The 20201-nt window shown below is 73.5% G+C and carries 18 protein-coding genes; 8 read left to right on the top strand and 10 right to left on the bottom strand.

Features of this window, described 5'->3' with window-relative positions:
- Positions 1-46: 46 nt before the first annotated feature.
- Positions 47-685, top strand: a complete 639-nt coding sequence (locus ACIBQ6_RS37795; RefSeq protein WP_358299078.1) for a TetR/AcrR family transcriptional regulator — start codon at positions 47-49, stop codon at positions 683-685.
- Here ACIBQ6_RS37795 and ACIBQ6_RS37800 read toward each other — a convergent pair.
- Together ACIBQ6_RS37800 and ACIBQ6_RS37805 are read right to left on the bottom strand one after the other, a co-directional pair.
- Positions 682-1518 carry an HpcH/HpaI aldolase/citrate lyase family protein gene (locus tag ACIBQ6_RS37800; RefSeq protein ID WP_397217986.1) on the bottom strand — a complete coding sequence of 279 codons (837 nt, stop codon included), beginning with the start codon at positions 1516-1518 and terminating at the stop codon, positions 682-684. The two genes, ACIBQ6_RS37795 and ACIBQ6_RS37800, sit on opposite strands and share 4 nt — an antisense overlap.
- Entirely contained in the window at positions 1515-2702 is a 1188-nt protein-coding gene (locus ACIBQ6_RS37805) for a CoA transferase (RefSeq protein WP_358299074.1), read from the bottom strand. The genes ACIBQ6_RS37800 and ACIBQ6_RS37805 overlap by 4 nt, the downstream gene beginning before the upstream one ends.
- 60 nt (positions 2703-2762) lie before the next feature.
- Between ACIBQ6_RS37805 and ACIBQ6_RS37810 the strand changes: the two genes are divergently transcribed.
- The 4 genes from ACIBQ6_RS37810 to ACIBQ6_RS37825 all read left to right on the top strand — a co-directional run bounded on the left by ACIBQ6_RS37810 (position 2763) and on the right by ACIBQ6_RS37825 (position 5728).
- Entirely contained in the window at positions 2763-3425 is a 663-nt protein-coding gene (locus ACIBQ6_RS37810; protein ID WP_397217988.1) for a GntR family transcriptional regulator, read from the top strand.
- A 110-nt stretch (positions 3426-3535) separates the two neighbouring features.
- On the top strand, positions 3536-4261 hold the full coding sequence (locus ACIBQ6_RS37815) for a hypothetical protein (RefSeq protein ID WP_397217990.1): 726 nt from the start codon (positions 3536-3538) through the stop codon (positions 4259-4261).
- Positions 4258-4959, top strand: a complete 702-nt coding sequence (locus tag ACIBQ6_RS37820) for an HAD family hydrolase (RefSeq protein ID WP_358299068.1) — start codon at positions 4258-4260, stop codon at positions 4957-4959. Before ACIBQ6_RS37815 ends, ACIBQ6_RS37820 begins: the two co-directional genes overlap by 4 nt.
- 28 nt (positions 4960-4987) lie before the next feature.
- Positions 4988-5728 carry a GntR family transcriptional regulator gene (locus tag ACIBQ6_RS37825; RefSeq protein ID WP_358299066.1) on the top strand — a complete coding sequence of 247 codons (741 nt, stop codon included), beginning with the start codon at positions 4988-4990 and terminating at the stop codon, positions 5726-5728.
- On the opposite strand, the gene ACIBQ6_RS37830 is transcribed toward ACIBQ6_RS37825, so the two are convergent.
- The 3 genes from ACIBQ6_RS37830 to ACIBQ6_RS37840 all read right to left on the bottom strand — a co-directional run bounded on the left by ACIBQ6_RS37830 (position 5672) and on the right by ACIBQ6_RS37840 (position 9193).
- A complete protein-coding gene (locus ACIBQ6_RS37830) occupies positions 5672-6319 on the bottom strand; it encodes a DedA family protein (protein ID WP_352324749.1) in 648 nt (215 codons plus the stop codon). The two genes, ACIBQ6_RS37825 and ACIBQ6_RS37830, sit on opposite strands and share 57 nt — an antisense overlap.
- A gap of 174 nt (positions 6320-6493) precedes the next feature.
- The gene (locus ACIBQ6_RS37835; RefSeq protein WP_352364113.1) at positions 6494-6997 is read right to left on the bottom strand and encodes a MarR family transcriptional regulator; all 504 of its coding nucleotides are present in this window, start codon (positions 6995-6997) and stop codon (positions 6494-6496) included.
- Between the two features lie 84 nt (positions 6998-7081).
- The gene (locus ACIBQ6_RS37840; protein WP_397217992.1) at positions 7082-9193 is read right to left on the bottom strand and encodes an FUSC family protein; all 2112 of its coding nucleotides are present in this window, start codon (positions 9191-9193) and stop codon (positions 7082-7084) included.
- A gap of 292 nt (positions 9194-9485) precedes the next feature.
- On the opposite strand from ACIBQ6_RS37840, the gene ACIBQ6_RS37845 reads away from it, so the two are divergent.
- A complete protein-coding gene (locus ACIBQ6_RS37845; RefSeq protein WP_397217994.1) occupies positions 9486-9884 on the top strand; it encodes a hypothetical protein in 399 nt (132 codons plus the stop codon).
- A 25-nt stretch (positions 9885-9909) separates the two neighbouring features.
- Here ACIBQ6_RS37845 and ACIBQ6_RS37850 read toward each other — a convergent pair whose 3' ends face one another.
- Entirely contained in the window at positions 9910-12000 is a 2091-nt protein-coding gene (locus ACIBQ6_RS37850) for an alpha-galactosidase (RefSeq protein WP_397217996.1), read from the bottom strand.
- A 270-nt stretch (positions 12001-12270) separates the two neighbouring features.
- On the opposite strand from ACIBQ6_RS37850, the gene ACIBQ6_RS37855 reads away from it, so the two are divergent.
- Positions 12271-12603 carry an STAS domain-containing protein gene (locus ACIBQ6_RS37855; RefSeq protein ID WP_358299060.1) on the top strand — a complete coding sequence of 111 codons (333 nt, stop codon included), beginning with the start codon at positions 12271-12273 and terminating at the stop codon, positions 12601-12603.
- A gap of 36 nt (positions 12604-12639) precedes the next feature.
- On the top strand, positions 12640-14055 hold the full coding sequence (locus ACIBQ6_RS37860) for an RNB domain-containing ribonuclease (RefSeq protein WP_358299252.1): 1416 nt from the start codon (positions 12640-12642) through the stop codon (positions 14053-14055).
- Between the two features lie 118 nt (positions 14056-14173).
- Here ACIBQ6_RS37860 and ACIBQ6_RS37865 read toward each other — a convergent pair whose 3' ends face one another.
- From ACIBQ6_RS37865 to ACIBQ6_RS37880, 4 genes are all read right to left on the bottom strand, one after another.
- Entirely contained in the window at positions 14174-14344 is a 171-nt protein-coding gene (locus tag ACIBQ6_RS37865; RefSeq protein ID WP_352331507.1) for a hypothetical protein, read from the bottom strand.
- 198 nt (positions 14345-14542) lie between these two features.
- A complete protein-coding gene (locus ACIBQ6_RS37870; protein WP_358299056.1) occupies positions 14543-15121 on the bottom strand; it encodes a helix-turn-helix domain-containing protein in 579 nt (192 codons plus the stop codon).
- A gap of 128 nt (positions 15122-15249) precedes the next feature.
- Positions 15250-16899, bottom strand: coding sequence for an ABC transporter ATP-binding protein (locus tag ACIBQ6_RS37875; protein ID WP_358299054.1), 1650 nt, complete (start codon positions 16897-16899; stop codon positions 15250-15252).
- A gap of 574 nt (positions 16900-17473) precedes the next feature.
- Positions 17474-20200 (bottom strand): DEAD/DEAH box helicase, encoded by a 2727-nt coding sequence (locus ACIBQ6_RS37880; protein ID WP_358299052.1) that lies wholly within the window; start codon positions 20198-20200, stop codon positions 17474-17476.
- Position 20201 lies beyond the last annotated feature (1 nt).

Here is a 20201-nt window from a genome sequence, read left to right on the forward strand (position 1 = left end):
TTCGTCGGAAGTAGAACGGAATCTTTCGTTCCCGTATGCTGCAGGCATGACCAGCGCACCCATGAGCGGCCGCAAGGCGCAGGCCGCCCGCAACGACGAGCTGATCCTCCAGGCGGCCAGGGCGGTCTTCACCGCCGATCCGGGCGCCCCCATCGCGGCCGTGGCCGAGAAGGCGGGCGTCGGGATCAGCGCGCTCTACCGCCGCTACCCCAGCAAGGAGGCGTTGCTGCAGAAGTTGTGCGGCGACGGGCTGAAGCTCTACGCCGCCGTGGCCCAGCGGGCGATGGACGACGAGGGCGACCCCTGGGAGGCGTTCGCCTCCTACCTGCGCGGCATCGTGGACGCCGACACCAACTCCCTGACGATCAAGCTGGCCGGCACCTTCCAGCCGACGGAGGAGCTCTACCACGACGCCGTCCGCGCCGGCGACCTGGCCGCCCGGCTGCACCGCCGGGCGGTCGAGGCGGGCGTGCTGCGGGCCGACGTCACGGTGGCCGACATCGCGCTGCTGTTCGAGCAGATCGCCTCGATCAAGCTCGGCGACGAGGAGCGCACCTCCCAGCTCCGCCACCGCTACCTGACGCTGATGATGGACTCGCTGCGGGTGCCGCCCGCCCACCGCGACCTGCCCGGCCCGGCCCCGGCGGACGAGGAGCTGCAGGTCCGCTGGTACCCGTCGCGTTAACCGGGTCCTGGCCGGTCCGCGGGGGCGAGCCGGCGGGCCAGGTCCAGCACGCGGCGGGCCCTGGCGAGGACCGGGGCGTCCACGAAGCGGCCGTCGGGCAGGGCCACCGCCCCCGCGCCCGAGCCCGCCCGCTCGGCCGCCTCGACGATCTCGGCGGCCCTGGCCGTCTCCTCCTCGGTGGGGCGGAAGGCCCGGCGGATGGCCGGGAGCTGCGCGGGGTGGATGGCGGTCCTGCCGAACAGGCCGAGCGCGCGGCCGGCCCGGCAGGAGGCGAGGAGCCCGTCCTCGTCCTTGATGTCGGGGTAGACCGACATGGGCACCGGCGGCAGGCCCGCGGCCGCGGCGGCCAGGACGACCTGCAGCCTGAGGTGGTTCATGGCGGTCTCGTCGGTGAGGGACAGCTCGGCGGCCAGGTCCTGCTCGCCCAGCGCCACGCCGGCCACCCGCGGGTGCGCGGCCACGGCGCGGGCCTCGACGATCCCGGCCGCCGACTCCAGCAGCGCGTACAGGGGGGCCATGCCGGGCAGGGCGTCCAGCGCGGCGGCCGACTCGACCTTGGGCAGCCGTACGGCGTCGGCCAGCTCGCCCACGGCCGCCAGGTCGTCCAGGCCGCGCGCGGTCGTCACGTCGTTCACCCGGACGTGGATGCGCGGCCCGGCCTGCCTGGGCCCGCGCAGGTAGGCGACGGCGTGGGCGCGGGCGGCGTCCTTGGCGGCGGGCGCGACCGCGTCCTCCAGGTCGATGATGACGACGTCGGCGCCCGAGGCGGCGGCCTTGGCGAAGCGCTCGGGACGGTCGCCGGGCACGTACAGCCAGGTGACGGGGGCGTTCACGCGATCACCCCGGCCTCGCGCAGGGCCGCGACGGTCTCGGCCGGGTAGTCCAGCTCGCCGAGCACCTCGTCGGTGTCGTGGCCGAGCGGGCGGCCGGGCCAGCGGATCTCGCCGGGCGTCTCCGACAGGCGGAACAGCACGTTCTGCAGGGTGACCGTGCCCAGCTCCGCGTCCGGCAGCTCGACGAACGTGCCGAGCGCGGCGTACTGCGGGTCGGTCGCCAGGTCGGTGACGTCGTAGATGGGGGCGACGGCGGCCTGGGCCTCCTCGAAGCGGGCGATCACCTCGTCGGCGTCGCGGGCGGCGATCCAGGTGGCGACCGCCTCGTCCAGCTCGTCCACGTGCTGGACGCGGCCGTGACCGCTGGCGAACCAGGGCTGCTCGACCAGGTCCGGCCGCCCGACGAGGGTGACGACCCGCTCGGCGATGGGCTGGGCGCTGGTGGAGATCGCCACCCAGCGGCCGTCGCGGGTGCGGTAGGTGTTGCGCGGGGCGTTGCTGCTGGACCGGTTGCCGGTGCGCCGCGGCACCACCCCGAGCGCCTTGTAGGCGGTCATCTGCGGCCCGAGCAGGCCCAGGATCGGCTCGATGATGGCCAGGTCGATCACCTGCCCGCGGCCGGTCGCCGCGCGGGCGTGCAGGGCCACCATGATCGCGTACGACATGGCCAGGCCGGCGATGCCGTCGGCCAGGGCCAGCGGCGGCAGGGTCGGGGGGCCGTCCGGCTCGCCGGTCATGGCCGCGAACCCGCTCATGGCCTCGGCCAGCGTCCCGAACCCCGGCTGCCCGGCCATCGGGCCGATCTGCCCGAAGCCGGTCATCCGGGCCACGATCAGCCGCGGGTTGGCCTTGAGCAGGTCCTCGGGGGCCAGGTTCCAGCGTTCCAGGGTGCCGGGACGGAAGTTCTCGATCAGCACGTCGGAGCGCTCGGCCAGGCGGCGCAGGATCTCCTGGCCCTCGGCGCGGGAGAGGTCGACGGCGGCGGTGCGCTTGTTGCGGGACAACGACTTCCACCACAGGCCGACGCCGTCCACCGAGGCGCCGTGGCCGCGCGAGGGGTCGCCGCGGCGGGGGTGCTCGATCTTGATCACGTCGGCGCCGAAGTCGCCGAGCATCATCGCGGCGGAGGGACCGGCGAACAGCGTCGCCGCGTCGATGACCCGCAGGTCGGCCAGACTTGTCATAGTTTGTAAGTTATAAGAAATAATTTATAGCCGCGACCGGCCGTGCGAGAGACTGGGGACATGACAGCCAGCGAGCCGACGCCTCCCATGCCGCCCATGAGCAAGGCCGACTACGTCTACAGCGTGCTGCTGGACGAGATCCGCGGCGGCCGCATCCCGGGCGGCACCGCCCTGCGCGCCGGGGCCGTCGCCCGGCGGCTCGGCGTCTCGGTCACCCCCGTGCGCGAGGCGCTGCGCCGGCTGGAGAAGGACCGGCTGATCAGCTACGAGGCCCACCACGGCGCGACCGTCATCGACCTCGGCGACGACGCCCTGGCCGAGTACTACGGGCTGCGCGCGGTCGTCGAGGGCCTGGGGGCGCGGCTGGCCGCCGCCCGGATCACCGCCGACGACCTCGCCGGGCTGCGCGACCTGCACCGCGAGATGGCCGCCGACGCCGAGCAGGGCAGGCACGACCGGCTGGCCGACCAGAGCAGCCGCCTCCACCTGCGCATCGTCGACATCGGCGGCCCGGCCTTCCTCGGCGCCCACGCCAGGTCGGTGCGCAACGGCGTCCCGGTGCCCGCCGAGGCGTCGCTGTGGCTCGACCCGGAGCAGGTCGGGCGGCAGCTCCAGGCGCACGAGCGGCTGCTGGCCGCGCTGGAGGCGGGCGACGCCGACGCCGCGGAGCGCGTCATGATCGACCACATCCGGCAGGCGGGCGAGTACCGCAAGCACCACTGATGACAAACATCATCGTTCACCCCCGGTTCATTGATTCACCGTGACGGGTGTTGCACGATGAGTCACTCTGATGGTCTTGCCGCGACCCCGACGCCGAAGGAGCCGACACTGTGGCGGACGTGTGGACGCTCAATCCCGACTACCGCACCCCCCGGGTCCCCACAGACCAGGCCACCGAACCCGGCCCCTGGCGCCACCCCGACGGCCAGGTGATGAACGGCGCCTACGAGCGCAGGCGTCCCAAGCGACGCACCGAGGTCGTCACCGTCTGGTACGGCTACGCGCTGAGCCGCTGCCTGGGCCCCCGCATGCCGCGTTTCAGCAGCCCGCTGGTCTCGGCCTGGAACCCGGTGCTGGCCCAGGGCCTGAGCTGCGACCCGGGGTCGCCGACGCCCTACCGCGACGAGCACTGGTGCGACCGCTGGATCGCCGAGGCCCTGCTGTACGGGCGCAAGCCGTACGGCACCTTCACCCTGCCCGCCGAGGAGGCGCTGCGCTGGTTCGCCAAGAGCGGCGGCACCGGCCTGGTCTACCGGGCGCGCACCGAAGGCGCGGCCGTCCGGGTCGTGGCCGGCACCACCGAGCCCTACGAGCGGCTCTTCGACCTCGACTCCCTGATCGCCGACTACCACGAGGCCCTGCCCCCCGGCCGGGCCGCGGCCGAGGTGGCGGCGCTGGAGTCGCATCGCGGCCTGTCCCCCGCCCTGGCCTACGTGCTGGGCGAGGACGCCGAGGCGCGCTTCGCCGCCGCGCCGCGCTCGGTGCGCGGCCTCACCCTGGGCTACCCGCCGCGCGAGACGGCCGCCCGCGTCGCCGCCGATATGCTCGCCGGGTGAGCGGCACCATCAAGGGCATCCTGTTCGACCTCGACGGCACTCTGCTCGACCATCGCGGCGCGGCCGACGCCGCGATCACCGCGTGGGCGTCGGAGCTGGCCCCCGGCCATCCCCGCCTGCCCGAGGTCGCCTCGCTGTGGGCGGCGCTGGAGATCCCCCACCTGGCCGCCTGGCAGGCTGGCGAGTGCTCCTGGCAGGAGCAGCGCCGCCGCCGGGTGCGCGCCCTGTGCCGGGAGCTGTCCGTGGAGGCGCCCGCCGACCTGGAGGCCGCCTTCGCCGGCTACACCGACCACTACCGGCGCGGCTGGGCCGCCTACCCCGACGTGGCCCCGGCGCTGGCCGGGCTGCGCGGCTACACGCTGGGCGTCCTGACCAACGGGTCACAGGGCGTGCAGGAGGCCAAGATCCGGGCGCTCGGCCTCGACGTGGGCCCGGTGCTGACCGGCGAGTGCCTGGGCGGGCACTTCAAGCCGTCCGCCGCCTGCTACGCCGCCGCCGCGCGGGCCCTCGGGCTGCCGCCCGAGCAGGTGCTCCTGGTGGGCGACGACCTCGACAACGACGTACGCGGCCCGGCGGCGGCCGGCATGCCCTCGGTGTGGCTCGACCGGCTCGGAGTCGAGGCGGCGCCGGCCGGGTTCCCCCGCCTCACCTCGCTCGCCGGGCTGCCCGCGCTGCTCGCCACTCGCTATTTGTCTTGACATTCTGACCTCGGTTAGGCTGATCAGCATGACCCCGAACCTGGCCATCGACCTGGACCGATCCAGCCCTGTGCCGCTCTACTTCCAGGTGGCCGAGCAGATCGCCGAGGCGATCCGGCGCGGCGACCTGGCGCCCGGCTCCCGGCTGGACAACGAGATCCTGCTCGCCGACAAGCTCGGCCTGTCCAGGCCGACGATCCGCCAGGCGATCCAATACCTCGTGGACAAGGGCCTGCTGGTGCGCAAGCGCGGCGTCGGCACGCAGGTGGTGCACGGCCAGGTCAAGCGCTCGGTCGAGCTGACCAGCCTCTACGACGACCTGCGCCGCTCGGGCCAGGAGCCGGCCACGCAGGTGCTCGCGCTGGAGCCGCGCCCGGTCGAGGAGGACAAGGCGGCCATCCTGGGCGTCGAGCCCGGCACCGAGATCCTCTACCTCGAACGCCTGCGCTTCGCCGCCGGCGAGCCGCTCGCCGTGCTGCACAACTGGCTGCCGCTGGGCCTGGCCCCGCTCTCGGCCGCCGACCTGGAGGGCCGCGGCCTGTACGAGCTGCTGCGCGGCGCGGGCGTGCGCATGCGGGTGGCCAACCAGCGCATCGGGGCCCGCGCCGCCGGCCAGATCGAGGCCAAGCTGCTCGACGAGCGCCGCGGCGCGCCGCTGCTCACCATGATCAGGACGACGTACGACGACCAGGGCCGGGCCGTCGAGCACGGCTCACACGTCTATCGGGCCTCGCACTACTCCCTCGAGGTCACCCTCATCGAGCGCTGAGGCCGCGCGGCGCTTGAGATAGAGCGTGGTGCCGATGCCGAACAGCACGGCCACCCCGAGCCCGACCCAGGAGAAGCCCTTCAGCCACTTCTCGGCCACCATGCCGAGATAGTAGATCACCGCGGTGGTGCCGCCCGCCCACACGATGCCGCCCAGCACGTTCGCCACGGCGAACCGCCAGTACGGCATGCGCAGCGCCCCCGCCAGCGGCCCGGCCAGGATGCGCAGCAGCGCGATGAAGCGGCCGACGAACACGGCCCAGACGCCGTACCGGTGGAAGTAGTTCTCGGCCTTGGCGACGTGACGGGGGCCGAAGTGGCGGGGGAAGCGGCGGCCCAGCCGTTCGAACAGCCGGCGGCCGCCCTTGCGTCCGATGGCGTAGCCGGCGGAGTCGCCCACGATCGCCCCCGCGCTCGCGCACACGCCGACGGCGACCGGGCTGACCACGCCCTTGGCGGACAGAATGGCGGCGCTGACCAGCACGATCTCGCCGGGCAGCGGGATGCCGAGGCTCTCCAGGCCGATCACGAGCGCGACCATCGCGCACAACCAGGCGGCGGGGATCGCTTGCAGCCATTCGTCGATATGCACGCGGCCACCCTAACCCCGCTCCCCGCCTCCTCCATCCGTCCGCCACCCGAACCGCACTCCTTGGGCCGCGCTCCTGGGGCGGCACTCCCGGGGGCCGCGCTCCCCGGTCCGCTCCCGGGCCGCCCGTCGGCGGGCACGCCGTGCGGCGATGGGGGTGCTTGAGGTGGCGGGCGCTCAGCCGAGCAGGCCGCCGAGGCGGCCCTCCAGGACGAGCAGCAGTTCGGCCAGCAGGTCGGCGAGCTGGCGTTCGCGGTCGCGGGGAAGCCCTTCCAGCAGCTCGGTCTCGTAGTCGAGCTGCTCGGGCAGCAGGCGCAGGATCAGCTCCCTGCCGCGTCCGGTCAGCGAGAGGTGGGCGACGCGCCGGTCTCGCTCGTCCACCCGCCGGGCGACCAGGCCGATCTCCTCCAGCCGCCTGACCCGCTTGGTCACCGCCGCTCCCGAGGCGAACGTCTCGCGGGCCAGCCTGCCCGGCGTCAGCTCGCCGCCGACCCTGAGCAGGGCGCACAGCAGGTCGTACTCGGGGCGGCTCACCCCGGCGCGCCCGAGCGGGGCGTCGGCGGCCTGCTGCAGGAGCGCGGCGCAGCGGTTGAGCCTGCCGATGACGGCGATCGTGTCGAGGTCGGCGTCGGGAAGGACCTGCCGCCATTGCCGCAACGCCTTCGCGACGGCGTCCTCCACGTGCTCGTTCCTCTCATCGTGCCGATCTTCCGGTGGCTCCGATCGTACGCGCCGACGGCGCCGCTCCGGCCCCGGGTTGAACGATCACGCGTACAGGGTGGCGAGTCTGCGGTGGCCGGCGCGCTCGGCGGCGGCGATGCGCTCATGGGGCAGCGCCCCGGTCCACCACTCGCCCGAAGCGACGTCGGCCGCTTCGCGGACCTCCACCAGCGCCGCGCGGAGCCGGTCGCGGTCCCCCGGTTCCGGCGTCCCGGCCAGCATCCGTTCCAGACGTACGAGCCCCGCCCGTACGCGCCTGGCCGCCCTCCGGTCCGGCACCAGCACGCAGGCCAGCAACCCCGCCACCGCGCCGAGACACGTGTCCAGCCAGCGATCGGCCACGAGCTCGGCCACGGGCCGCGTCCCGGCGAACTCCCCCATGAGGATGGCCATCGGCGTGACGAAGACGCTTCCCAGCCAGTAGTTGCGCGTGATGGCCGCCTCCGTCGCGAACTGCAACGCCAGCACGGCCATGACGAGCGCCACCGCGCCCAGCCGGGTCACGGGGGCGACCAGGGGGAACAGCCCGACGCCCAGCAGGTTGCCGACGACACGCTGGATCGCGCGGCTCCAGGAGAGGGTGGTGTTGGCCGCGAACACGGCCGCCGCCGTCACCACCGCCCAGTACGGCCTGCCCACCCCCAACGCCATCGACCCCCACCCGGCCACAGCGGCCCCGGCGGACACCATCCCGACAACCCGCCACCGCCTCACCACCTCGCCCACCACCCGCACGACGCCACCCCCTGTCCCACGCCGGACTCCCTCGCCCGATCCACGCACCCCGCCGCCCGCCGCCCCACGCCGCACTCGGCCAGCCGCTGCCGCACGTCCCGGCCTGTCCGCTTCGGTCATCGCGGACTCGTCCCGTCCAGCCGCGACGCCTTCGAGTTCGGCCCACTCATCCGCAGGGAGCGCGAGCTCGCGCGGGGACGGCAGCGGGCGCCCTTTGCGCAGGTCGCGGGCCCAGCCGGCGAGCTCTCTGGAGGTGACCCGCCGCACCGCACCGGAAGCCGCAGCCCCAGGAAGCGCCCGAACCCGCGAAACACCGGGCACACCCGGAACACCCGGAGGGCCAGGAGCGCCAGGAGCGCCAGGAACACCCGGAAGGATCCGAAGACCCGGAAGGCCCGGAGTCCTCGCAGCGCCCGGACCGGTCTCCCCGACAATCCCAACGGCGGCCGACTCGGCGCGGACCAGCAGCCGGGCCAGCGCGTCACGGCGCCGAGCAGGGACGCCGGAGCGCAACAGCGTCTGCCAGGCGGCGTTGACCGCCGCCGCAGCGGCATGGCGCGCCTGGTGGACCGCGGCGGCCTCGCGCCCCTCAAGGACGTCGCGGGCCTCCGAGAGGTCGCAGGTCTCGGAGAGACCGCACCCCTCGAAGAGGCCGCGGATGCCGGAGAGAGCACGCCCATCGACGAGGCCACGGGCGCCGGGGAGGCTGCGGGTGCTGAGGAGGCTGCGTCCTTCCAGGAGAACGCGAGCCTCGGGGAGAGTGCATGTCTCGGGAAGAGCGCGAGGCTCGAAGAGAGCGCGGGGCTCGAAGAGAGCGCGGGGCTCGGGGAGGGCGCGCGTCTGCGGGAGGGTGCGGGGCTCGGGGGTCGTACGCAGGAGGTGGGCGGTGGATTCGAGGGCGCGGGCGACGGCGATGCGTTCGGGGCCGTCGGGGCGGAGGAGGACGGGGGCCATGCCGACCGTCCAGGCGAGGAGCCCGCCGAGCAGCCCGAGGCCGACGTGGGCCGGCACGTCGCCCAGTTCCTGCGGGACGAACACCGCGCCGGCGGCGACGAACGTGAGCACGACGTTCCCCGGCGGCCCGATCCGGGTGGCGTCGCAGACCGCCTTGTGCAACCCGGCCAACAGGGCGGCCACCGCCACCCGGACGGCGACCGAGCCGGTGAGGGCCGAGGCGACCAGCGCGACCGCCGTGCCGGACGTCATTCCCAGCACCACCCAGGCCAGCGCCCTGGCACGGGCCGCGTACGGCAGGCCGTGACCGTACAAGGCGCACATCGAGCCGGCGGCGGCGTAGGGCACGAGGTCGAGCCGTCCGGCCCACAGAAGGGCGAGCAGCGGGACGGCGAGGGCCACGACGGCGCTGAGGGCGGGTTTGTGCCAGATGTCACCGACGGGCCCCAGCCGCAGCGCCGCACGCACAGGCAGCCGCGCCCGCCACCCCGCCGACGCCCCCACCGGAGACCGCGATGAGGGCCCCAGCGAAGGCGAAGGCGAGGCAGGGGTCAGCAGGGATCGGGCACGGGGTCGGAGGGCTCTGCTCATCCCCAAAAGGTTACCCAGGTGTTTTACCTGTGAAATAAACCAGGTCGACGCCGGGATCTTGCAACCGGCGATCAAGCGGCGGTCAAGCCGTCCCGGCTAGAAAGTCCTTCGAGATCAGACGGAACGAGCCGCCCGGACGCCGGGCGGAGGACAGAACTGGGGAAGCACAGTGACCACGGGAATCTTGCTGGCTGTGGCGATCACCGCCGGGACGACGCTGATCACGGCCGCGGTCGGCGTGCCGTTCCTGATCATGGCGAGGAACGGCCAGCGACTCCTGGCGACCGGGATTCCCGCGCAGGCCGTGGTGGAGTCGATGGCCGACACCCACATGTCCGTCAACGACCAGCCCGTCGTCAGCTTCGGGCTGGTGGTGCAGCCGCACGAGGGCCCCGCCTACCGGGTCGCCCACCGTCAGACGCTGCCGCGCATCCCCATGGGCCTGGTGGTCCCGGGCGCGGTGCTGCCCGTGAAGGTGGATCCGGCCCGGCCGGACCGGATCCGCATCGACTGGGCAGCCTGGCGCCCCTCCCCCGCCGACGCCCCCTGGCGCCCGGCCACCCACTGACCGCCGGGGTACGGCGGTCGAGCGGCTAGCTCTGCCGGCCCCCTGCCACCCGTTCGACCTCGAAGACCAGTGCCGAGGCCGGACGCAGCGCGGGCCCCGGCAGCCCCAGCTCGGCCAGCGCCGCCCCCGGCAGCCGGGCCGGCGCGAACACCCACTGCGGCAGCCCCGCGCCCTCCGGCAGCGGCCCCGCGGCGCGCACCTCGTACAGCGCGGCCGGGTCGAGCCCCGGCAGCCGCAACGGTTCGGGGCTGACGGTGACGCGGCTGGTGAGCTGGACGCAGGCGAACACGGCCCGTTCGGGCAGCACGACCCCGTGCACCAGCGTCGAGGGGTCGGGATGGTCGGCCCGCACGACCCGCCCGGCGTGCAGCACCGGCCGCAGCCGCTTGTGCAGCGCGATCCAGACGCCCAGCTCCTCCAGTTCCTGCGGACTCGCCGAGGTCAGGTCCCACTCCACGCCCATGTGGCCGAACATCGCGGTCGCCGCCCGGAAGGCGAGCGGCAGCGCGCGGCCGGTGATGTGGTCGTGGGGCGCGCCGACGTGGCAGCCCATGCGGTCCGGCGGGACCAGCAGCCCGGTCCAGCGCTGGATGGCCTGCCGGTCGAGGGCGTCGTTGCTGTCGGAGGCCCACACGCGGTCGGTGCGGGCCAGGACGCCGTAGTCGATGCGCGCGCCGCCCGACGAGCACGACTCGATCTCCAGCCCGGGGTGGCGGCGGCGCAGCTCGTCGATCAGCCGGTAGACCGCGGCCGTCTGCGCGTGCACGCCGGGCGTCCCGTCGTGGACGGGCTCGGCCAGGTCGCGGTTGTGGTCCCACTTGATGTAGTCCAGCGCGTACTCGCGGGTCAGCGTGTCCAGGCGGTCGAGGAGGTAGTCGTAGACCTCGGGCCGGGCCAGGTCGAGCACCTGCTGGTTGCGCCAGAGCGCGGGCGGACGGGCGGCGCGGGCGAGGATCCAGTCGGGGTGGGCGCGGGCCAGGTCGGAGTCGGGGTTGACCATCTCGGGCTCGAACCACAGGCCGAACTGCAGGCCCAGCTCGCGTACGTGCTCGGCCAGCGGGTGCAGGCCGCCGGGCCACACGTCCTCGTCGACGTACCAGTCGCCGAGCCCGGCGCGGTCGTGGCGGCGGTGGCGGAACCAGCCGTCGTCGAGCACGAACCGTTCGACGCCGGCGGCGGCCGCCTTGTCGGCCAGCTCGCGCAGCCGGTCGAGGCCGTGGTCGAAGTAGGTGGCCTCCCAGTTGTTCAGGGTGACCGGGCGGACCGGGAGCGGCCGGGCGGCGCGCAGGTGGTCGTGCAGGCGGCCGGCGGCCTCGTCCAGGCCGCTGCCGGACCAGGTGAAGTAGACCCACGGGGTGGTGTAGGCGCCGTCCTGGGCGAGGGTGATCTCGCCGGGTTCGAGCAGTTCGCCGGCGGCCAGCACGGCCTGCCCCTCGACGAGCCGTTCGGCGTAGTGGACGTGGCCGCCGCTCCAGCCGGCGTGCACGGCCCACACCTCGCCGGAGCGGAACCCGAAACCGGGCGTGCCGGCCACGAGCAGGCCGGTCGCGTCGTGCCCGGTCCGGCCGCGGCGGCTCTCCCGCGACCACACCCCCTGCCCGAACTCCCTGCGCTGCGGCACCTTCTCCAGCGCCCACCGTCCGGTGAAGTCCAGCAGCTCCCCGGCCCTGGCGGGCAGCGGCAGCGCGCACGTCAGCCCCTGCAGCCGGTACGGCGAGGCGGCGGTGTTGGTCACCGTGTGCCGCATCATGACGACGCCGGAGGCGTCCATCACCAGCTCGCTGAGCAGCCGCAACCCCGCCTCGGCGTCCACGGCGGCGACGGTGACGCGGCCGCCCGCGCCCGGCTCGGCCGCCGTCTCGACGCTCTCGGCGCTCCAGCGCACCGGCCAGTGCTCACCGGCCCGGTCACCGGACAGACCCGGCCGGCCGAACCAGGACTCGTCCTGGCCGGGCAGCAGCGCCGGCGCGGGGGTCAGCGACAGCAGGGCGGGCGCCAGGTCGGCTCCGGCGACCGCCCCGAGGTCGGCGCCGTAGTGCCGCACCCGCGGCAGCCCGGGACCGGAGTCGTCGAGCACCAGGGCCGAACCGGCGGCGGAAAGGATGACGGGGGGCACGTCACGCTCCTCTATGTCAGTAGATCAGGTGGAACGAGACGTTACCGGGCAGTACGCCCCCGCCCGCAACGCCCGTGGCGCCGGTCGCCGCGGGCTCTTCGCACGGAGGGGGCCTGCTCCGCGAGCCCGGACAGGAGGGCATGTACACTCCTCTTCGGAAACAGACCGTAGCGCTGCGTGACGATCATCGCATCCGGCGCCTTCGGCCAGGGGCGGGTCCCCGTAGTCAGCACCACCTTCCTCCGCCCGGACCAACAGCGGGGAGCCGACATGGATTCTCTTCACCTGACCACCAGCCGCCACGACACGACCGTGACCGTCTCCCTGAGCGGCGAGCTCGACATCGCCACCACCGAGGCCGTCCGCGGCCACCTGCTCGGCGTGCTGGAGGAGGCCGGGCGGGCGCGGCGGCCGGACATGTCGGTGGTGATCGAGGTGGGCGGCCTGTCCTTCATCGACGCGGCCGGGCTCGGCATCCTGGTCTCCCTGCACAACCAGGCCGCCCGCCGGCACACCAGCCTGCGGCTGGCCAACGTCCCGCCGAACATGAAGCGCCTGCTGCGGATCACCGGCCTCGATGCCCACCTGACGCCCCAGTCGTGACGGTACGCCCGCCTTGAGTAGGTTGTGGGCGTGTCGATGATTCAGGTTCCTGGCCCGATCCCCGCCAGGCTGGAGGACGGGTTCGACCGCGTGCTGCGCGAGCAGCGGCTGCCCGCCGGGTTCCCCCAGGACGTGCTCGACGAGGCCGACTGGGTGGCGCAGGTGCCCAGGCTTGACGCCAAAGACCTGACCGACGTGCCGTTCGTGACCATCGACCCGCCGGGCTCGATGGACCTCGACCAGGCCCTGCACCTGGAACGGCTGCGCGACGGCTACCGCGTCTGGTACGCCATCGCCGACGTCGGGGCCTTCGTCCGGCCGGGCGGCCCGATCGACGTCGAGGCCCGGACCAGGGGTGAGACGGTGTACCTGCCGGTGGGCAGGGTGCCGCTGCATCCCAAGGTGCTGTCGGAGGGCGCGGCGAGCCTGCTGCCGGGCGCGATCCGTCCGGCCGCGGTCTGGCGCGTCGACCTCGACGCCGAGGGCCGGATCGTCGGCGCGGACGTGCAGCGCGCCCGGGTGCGCAGCCGCGAACGGCTCGACTACGCCTACGTGCAGGCGGCCGTGGACACCGGCACCGCCGACGGCACCCTGAGCCTGCTGGCCGAGATCGGCGCGCTGCGGCTGGGGCTGGAGCGGGCGCGTGGCGGCGTCACCCTGCCCACGCCCGAGCAGGAGGTCGTCCGGGACGCCGACGGCGGCTACCGGCTGGAGTTCCGCGTGCCGCTGCCCGCCGAGGCGTGGAACGCCCAGATCTCGCTGCTGACCGGCATGGCCGCCGCCTCCATGATGCTGGACGCCGAGGTCGGCATCCTGCGTGTGCTGCCCGCGGCGCAGCCGGACGACCTGGCCAAGGTGCGCAGGGTCGCGCAGGCGCTCGGCGTGCCGTGGCCCGAGGGCGCCGGTTACGGGGAGGTCGTGCACGACCTCGACCCGAAGAACCCGCAGCAGGCGGCGTTCCTGCAGGAGTCGAAGGTGCTGCTGCGCGGCGCCGGGTACGCGGCCTTCGACGGCGCGCCGCCCAAGCTGGCCGAGCACGCGGCGGTGGCGGCGCCGTACGCGCACGTCACGGCGCCGCTGCGGCGTCTGGTGGACCGGTACGCGACCGAGGTGTGCCTGGCGGTCGCGGCGGGCGAGCCGGTGCCCGCCGAGGTACGGGCCGCGCTGCCGCTGCTGCCCGACATCATGTCGGCGACCGGCCGCCGCGCCGGGGCGGTCGACCGGGCCTGCGTGGACCTGGTGGAGGCGTTCCTGCTGCGGGAGCGGATCGGCCAGTCGTTCGAGGCGATGGTGATCGACGTGGACGAGCGCCGCGGCGGCGGCCAGGTGCAGCTCGTCGAGCCGGCCGTGATCGCCCGCTGCGACGGCGTCCTGCCGCTGGGCGAGCGGGTCACCGTCCGCCTGACGCAGGCCGACCCGGCCACCCGCGAGGTCCGCTTCACCCTGGCCTGAAGCCCGCCGCGGGGCCGGTGCCCGCAGGCACGGCGAGGGCCGTGCCGCCGGGCGCCGACGGGCACGGCGAGGGCCGCGCGCTCGGCGACCTGGCGCGCGGCCCCTGGTGGACCTGCCCTCACCGCTTGAGCGGCGACCATCCCGCGCCGACCCCCAGCAGGTGGAGGGCGACGCACAGCAGCCCGGCCGTGGTGAGCGTGCCCGCGGTGAGCACGTTGCCGACGGCGGTGCCGGCGATGTCGAAGATCAGGGCGAGCAGGAAGAACAGGGCGGCGATGAGAGCGAACACGGGTTACCTCCCGAGCTGACCGGACCCCGGCCCGATGGGCCTGAAGGGGGATCCCTTTCCTACGTCTTGGGGATGTCCGCCGGATTCGGCGGAGAAACTGCCCCGAGGGTGACGATCTGTAGCCATATGACGACAACCCCTTGACCGGCCGGTCAGTCGGCTGTGGCCGCTGGGATGCGCGGCGGGACGGGCGGCCGGTCAGTCGGCTGTGGCGCGCATGCCGTCGCACATCACGGCCGCCATCCGCCCTGCCGCGCCCCTGCCCCGCGCATGGCGTTCGGCCGCCAGGGCCCCGCGCAGCAGGTCACGGACGTCGTCGGCGGAGAGATCACGGCGCACGGCCCCGGCGCGCTGCGCGCGGGCCAGCAGCCGCCCGACCGCGTCGGCCAGGTCGGCCTCCAGCGCCGCGCCGGGCCGCAGTGTCTGCCCCGCGCCGCCGGCCAGCAGGTCGCACAGCGCCTGGTGGGCCGCGGCCTGCTCGGCGACCCGGCAGAACCAGCCGAAGAAGGCCCGCCCGGCGTCCTCGGCGGTGGCCAGCGCGCGGGCGTCGGCCACGAAACGTTCGGCCCGCCCCAGCAGCACGGCCTCCAGCAGCGCCTCCTCGGTGGGGAAGTGCCGGTGAACGGTGCCGACCCCGAACCCGGCGCGGCGGGCGATCTCGTCGAGGGAGATGGTCAGCCCGTCGGCGGCCAGCGCCTCCTGCGCGATCTGCAGCACCCGCTCGCGGTTGCGGCGGGCGTCGGCGCGTAACGGCCGGGCGGAGCTGTGGTCGCCCATGGGGAACCTGCCTTCGGCAAGCGGAGGGAGGGCTCCGATTCTACCGGGCGGTAGCCAGGCGTGGCGCGGCCGCCCGCCCTGGCCGGAGCCAGGAGGGGCGGCCGCGTGGGACCTGTCGCACCCGCCGCTCAGGGCGGCGTCGTCAGCCGCGGCCTGAGGCCGAACGAGCCGACGCGCTTGAGCCGGATGCGCTCCTCGCGGGGCACCGGCTCCAGCTCCACGGCTCGCGCGCCCTCGGGCACGTGACGCAGGTCGTGGGTGATGAGGATGGTCGTGCGCCCGGCCATCAGCCGCCGCAGCGGCTTCATGACCTGGGCGACGGTGGCGTCGTCCAGCCCGGTCATCGGCTCGTCGAGCACCAGGACGGGCGCGTCGCGCAGGATGGCCCTGGCGATCCCGATCCGCTGCCGCTGGCCGCCGGACAGCAGCCGGCCCCGCTGCCCGACCGGGGTGTCGTACCCCTGGGGCAGCAGCTTGACGAAGTCGTGCACGCCCGCCGCCTCGGCCGCCCTGATCACCTCGTCGAGCGAGGCGCCCGGCCGGCCGTAGGCGATGTTGTCGCGTACGGACCCCGAGAACAGCAGCGTCTCCTGGTGCAGGATCGCCACGTTGGCACGCAGCGACTCCCGCGTCAGGCCCCTGATGTCGCGGCCGTCGAGCAGGATGCGCCCGCGTTCCGGGTCGTAGAACCGCAGCAGCAGCTTGGCCAGCGTCGACTTGCCGCTCCCGCTGGGCCCGGTGCAGACGATGAGCTCGCCGGGCCCGGCGGTGAACGACACATCGCGCACGGCTGGTCGGGTGCGTCCCGGATAGGTGAAGCCGACGCCGTCGAACTCCACCCGTCCCTCGGCCCGGCCGGGCAGCGCCACCGCCCCCTCGGGGTCGGTGACGAGGGGCCGGACGTGCAGGACCTCGATCACCCGGTCGGATCCCGCCGCCGCCTCCGACACCGTCAGCGCGAGCTCCCCCAGGCTCTGCACGGCCGGGTAGAGCATCGCCAGGTAGGCGGCGAAGGCGAGCAGGCCGCCCAGGGTGAGCCGTCCGGAGACGATCTCCCAGGCGCCGAACCCGATGATGACGATCAGGCAGACCGTCTCGATGACCTGGACGACGGGCTGGTAGAGCCCCGACAGCCAGGCCTGGGACAGGTTGGCGCGCAGCCAGCGGCGGCCCTCGCCGTGCAGGCGCCCGGACTCGGCCCCCTGCCGGTTGTAGGCCTGGACGAGCGCCTGGTTGGCCAGGCCCTCCTCCAGCACGCTGTTCATGGCGCCGTTGCTGAGCCGCTCGCGCGCCGCCGCCGTCCTGAACCTGGCCGCGAACAGCTTCGAGACGACCAGGAACGCCGGGATCAGCGCCATCGTGACGAGGGCGAGGTCCCAGCGGATGAGGAAGGCGGCGCCGGCGAAGAACACCACGCTGGCCGCGGTGGTGAACAGTTTGACCAGGCCGGAGCCGACCAGTTCCTCGATGGCCTGGATGTCGTCGGTCAGCCGGGCCATGAGGTCACCGAGCCGCCGGTTCTCCGAGAAGTCCGGCGACAGGGTCTGGATGTGCGCGAACACGCGGTCGCGCAGGGCGAGCAGGAAACGTTCCGCGCCGTAGGCCGTGGCGTACGTCCCGACGAAGGACGTCAGCCCGGCGAAGGCGGCGAGCCCGAGCCAGGTGAAGGCGGGCGCCCAGAAGGCGTCCAGATCGCGAGTGGCGAGCACGTCGTCCGTGATGTGCCCGAACAGGCGGATCGCGGCGACCTCGCAGAGTGCTGCAAGGACGGCGAACACCACGCCACACGCGAAGAACCGGCGCAGACCTTTGGTGTCCGGCCAGAACTCGCGAAAGGTTCGACGGATGGAAACGGCAGGAGCGAGTTCACGGCCGGAGAGCGTAAGGGAGAGCCGGCGGCTGGGCCGCCGGCTCTCACGGGGTTGCTCTACCACCCCCAGCCCCACCACCTGCGGTAGCAGCAGCGACGGCGGTACCACCGGCGACGGCGGCAGCGCCAGGACTCCTGGAAGCCGGGCTGGGTCAGCTGGTTGTTAGCCATGTTTTCCTCCCCCGTATGGCTGTTCCATTCGACAAATGGGACGATACCCACGAATTCGCCGCAAATCACCAGAAGTTCGGACTTAAAGGGAGAATTGACCGGTGAATCCCGGCCACAAAGGCACTGCTGCCGACCACTTAAATGAGCCGTAAATCGTGAAATCCGCTGATAGCGGTAACGGAACGCCCAAAGATGCTACTCAGAACTGGTTCTCACCTAATCGGAAAACCCGAAGGGCGGGCGGATCCGGCCGGATCCGCCCGCCCTTCGGGGACATTCCCGCGGCTCAGGTGAGCCCTCAAGATGAGTCCTCAGGTGAGCGACGAGTACGCAACGACGCCGCGTCGCATGGCGTCCATCGCCTTGCCGGCGGTCTGCTTGATCTTGCTGCCCTCGGGAGCCGCGTTGCCGAGCTGGCCGAGCAGGTCCATCAGCTGCTTGATCCACCGCACGAAGTCGCCGGCCGCCAGCTCGTTGCCGGCCACGCCCTCCAGCAGCACCGCGTCGAGGCTGTGGCCCTTGGCCCACCGGAACGCCGCCCACGCGAACCCCAGATCGGGCTCACGGATGGTGGACAGCCCGTGGTCGGACTCGATGCCCTCCAGCTCGCCCCACAGCCGGATCATCGACGACAGCGCGTCCTCGGCCCGCCCGGCCGGGATCTTGGGACGGCGCGCGTCGTCGGACTGCCGCGACTCGAACACCAGCGCCGACACGCACGCGGCCAGCTCGGCCGGTTCGAGCTCCTCCCACAGGCCGCCGCGCAGGCACTCGGCGGTCAGCAGGTCGAGCTCGGTGTAGAGGCGGCCCAGGCGGCGGCCCTCGTCGGTGACGGCCTCGCCGTCGAGGTAGCCCAGCTGCTCCAGCACCGAGCAGATGCGGTCGAAGGTGCGGGAGATGACGTGGGAGCGGCCCTCGACTCGGCGGCGCAGCCCCTCGGTCTCGCGCTGCAGCTTGTAGTAGCGCTCGGCCCAGCGGGCGTGGTCCTCCCGCTCGTCGCAGCCGTGGCAGGGGTGCTGGCGGATGCTCCGGCGCAGCTCGTTGACCTCGTCGTCGTCGACCGAGTGGTCGCGCGCCCTGGCCGGCTTGCCGAGGTCGCGATCGCCGATCTTGGCCAGCAGGGTGGAGACGAGGTTGGCGCGCTCCTTCGGCGAGCGGCCGTTGAAGTTCTTCGGGATGCGCAGCTTCTCCAGCGGCTCGACCGGGACCGGGAAGTCGGCCGGGTCGAGCTTCTTGACCTGCTTGCCGATGGTCAGCACCAGCGGGCTCGGGCCGTGGCCGCGCGGGTTGCGCCCGGGGTCGAGCACGATCGCCAGGCCCGCCCGGCGCCCGCCCGGCACCCGGATCACGTCGCCCGGCTGCAGCGCCTCCAGCGAGCGCACGGCGGCCGCCCGCCGGGCCGCGCCGCGCTGCTTGGACAGCTCGGCCTCACGGTCCGACAGACGCCTGCGCAGCGCGGCGTACTCGGGGAAGTCGCCCAGGTGGCACGTCATGGCCTCCTGGTAGCCCTCCAGGGCCTCCTCGTGCTTGCGCAGCTGCTTGGCCAGGCCCACGACCGCCCGGTCGGCCTGGAACTGCGCGAAGGACTCCTCCAGCAGCGTGCGGGCGCGCTCGCGGCCGAACTGGCCCACCAGGTTGACGGCCATGTTGTAGGACGGCTGGAAGCTGGAGCGCAGCGGGTAGGTGCGGGTGCCGGCCAGCCCGGCCACCGACAGCGGGTCCATGCCCGGCTGCCACAGCACCACCGCGTGCCCCTCGACGTCGATGCCGCGCCGCCCGGCCCGCCCGGTGAGCTGGGTGTACTCGCCCGGGGTGAGGTCGGCGTGGGTCTCGCCGTTCCACTTGTCGAGCTTCTCGATCACCACGCTGCGCGCGGGCATGTTGATGCCGAGCGCCAGCGTCTCGGTGGCGAAGACGGCCTTGACCAAGCCCCGGGTGAACAGCTCCTCGACGACCTCCTTGAAGGCCGGCAGCATGCCCGCGTGGTGGGCGGCCAGGCCGCGCTCCAGGCAGTCGCGCCACTCCAGGTAGCCCAGCACGGCCAGGTCCTCGTCGGGCAGGTGGGCGGTGCGCTCGTCGACGAGCTGCCTGATCTCGTGGCGCTCGCGGTCGGTGGTCAGCCGGATGCCGGCGTAGAGGCACTGCTGCACGGCCGCCTGGCAGCCGGCCCGCGAGAAGATGAACGTGATCGCCGGGAGCAGCCCCTCGGAGTCGAGCTTCTCGATCACCTGGACGCGGTCGGGCGGGCGCGAGCGGTGGACCTTGCCGTAGCCGCCGCGCCCGCGCCGCCCGGCCATCAGCCGCTCGGCGTCGCGCGTCACCCGCATCAGCGCGGGGTTGATGCGCGGCGTCAGGTCGTCGGTCATGAACATGTCGTAGACGCGGTTGCCGACCATCATGTGCTGCCACAGCGGCACCGGCCGGTGCTCGTCGACGATGACCGTGGTGTCGCCGCGCACCTCGCCCAGCCACTCGCCGAACTCCTCGGCGTTGCTGACCGTGGCCGACAGCGCCACCAGGCGCACCGACTCCGGCAGGTGGATGATGACCTCTTCCCACACCGCGCCGCGGAAGCGGTCGGCGAGGTAGTGGACCTCGTCCATGACGGCGAAGCCCAGCCCGGCCAGGGTGGCCGAGCCGGCGTAGAGCATGTTGCGCAGCACCTCGGTGGTCATGACCACGATGGGGGCCTCGCCGTTGACGCTGTTGTCGCCCGTCAGCAGGCCGACCTTGGCCGTGCCGTAGCGCTTGACCAGGTCGTTGTACTTCTGGTTGGACAGCGCCTTGATGGGGGTGGTGTAGAAGCACTTGCGGCCCTGCTCCAGGGCCAGGTGGACGGCGAACTCGCCGACGACCGTCTTGCCCGACCCGGTGGGCGCGGCCACCAGGACGCCGTCGCCCGCCTCCAGGGCCCGGCAGGCGTCGAGCTGGAAGTCGTCGAGCTCGAAGTCGTAGAGACCGCGGAACGATCTCAGCGCCCCTCCGTCGTCTCCGTGCTTCTGACGGAAGGCCGCGTAGCGTTCCGCTGGCGTTGTCATA

Origin of the sequence: Nonomuraea sp. NPDC049655 (assembly GCF_044465465.1) — a bacterium.
Classification (GTDB): domain Bacteria; phylum Actinomycetota; class Actinomycetes; order Streptosporangiales; family Streptosporangiaceae; genus Nonomuraea.

Coding starts and splice junctions, on each gene's coding strand:
- ACIBQ6_RS37795 (WP_358299078.1), top strand. CDS start 47: ATGACCAGCGCACCCATGAGCGGCCGCAAGGCGCAGGCCGCCCGCAAC.
- ACIBQ6_RS37805 (WP_358299074.1), bottom strand. CDS start 2,702: ATGACAAGTCTGGCCGACCTGCGGGTCATCGACGCGGCGACGCTGTTC.
- ACIBQ6_RS37810 (WP_397217988.1), top strand. CDS start 2,763: ATGACAGCCAGCGAGCCGACGCCTCCCATGCCGCCCATGAGCAAGGCC.
- ACIBQ6_RS37825 (WP_358299066.1), top strand. CDS start 4,988: ATGACCCCGAACCTGGCCATCGACCTGGACCGATCCAGCCCTGTGCCG.
- ACIBQ6_RS37855 (WP_358299060.1), top strand. CDS start 12,271: ATGGATTCTCTTCACCTGACCACCAGCCGCCACGACACGACCGTGACC.
- ACIBQ6_RS37860 (WP_358299252.1), top strand. CDS start 12,640: ATGATTCAGGTTCCTGGCCCGATCCCCGCCAGGCTGGAGGACGGGTTC.
- ACIBQ6_RS37870 (WP_358299056.1), bottom strand. CDS start 15,121: ATGGGCGACCACAGCTCCGCCCGGCCGTTACGCGCCGACGCCCGCCGC.
- ACIBQ6_RS37880 (WP_358299052.1), bottom strand. CDS start 20,200: ATGACAACGCCAGCGGAACGCTACGCGGCCTTCCGTCAGAAGCACGGA.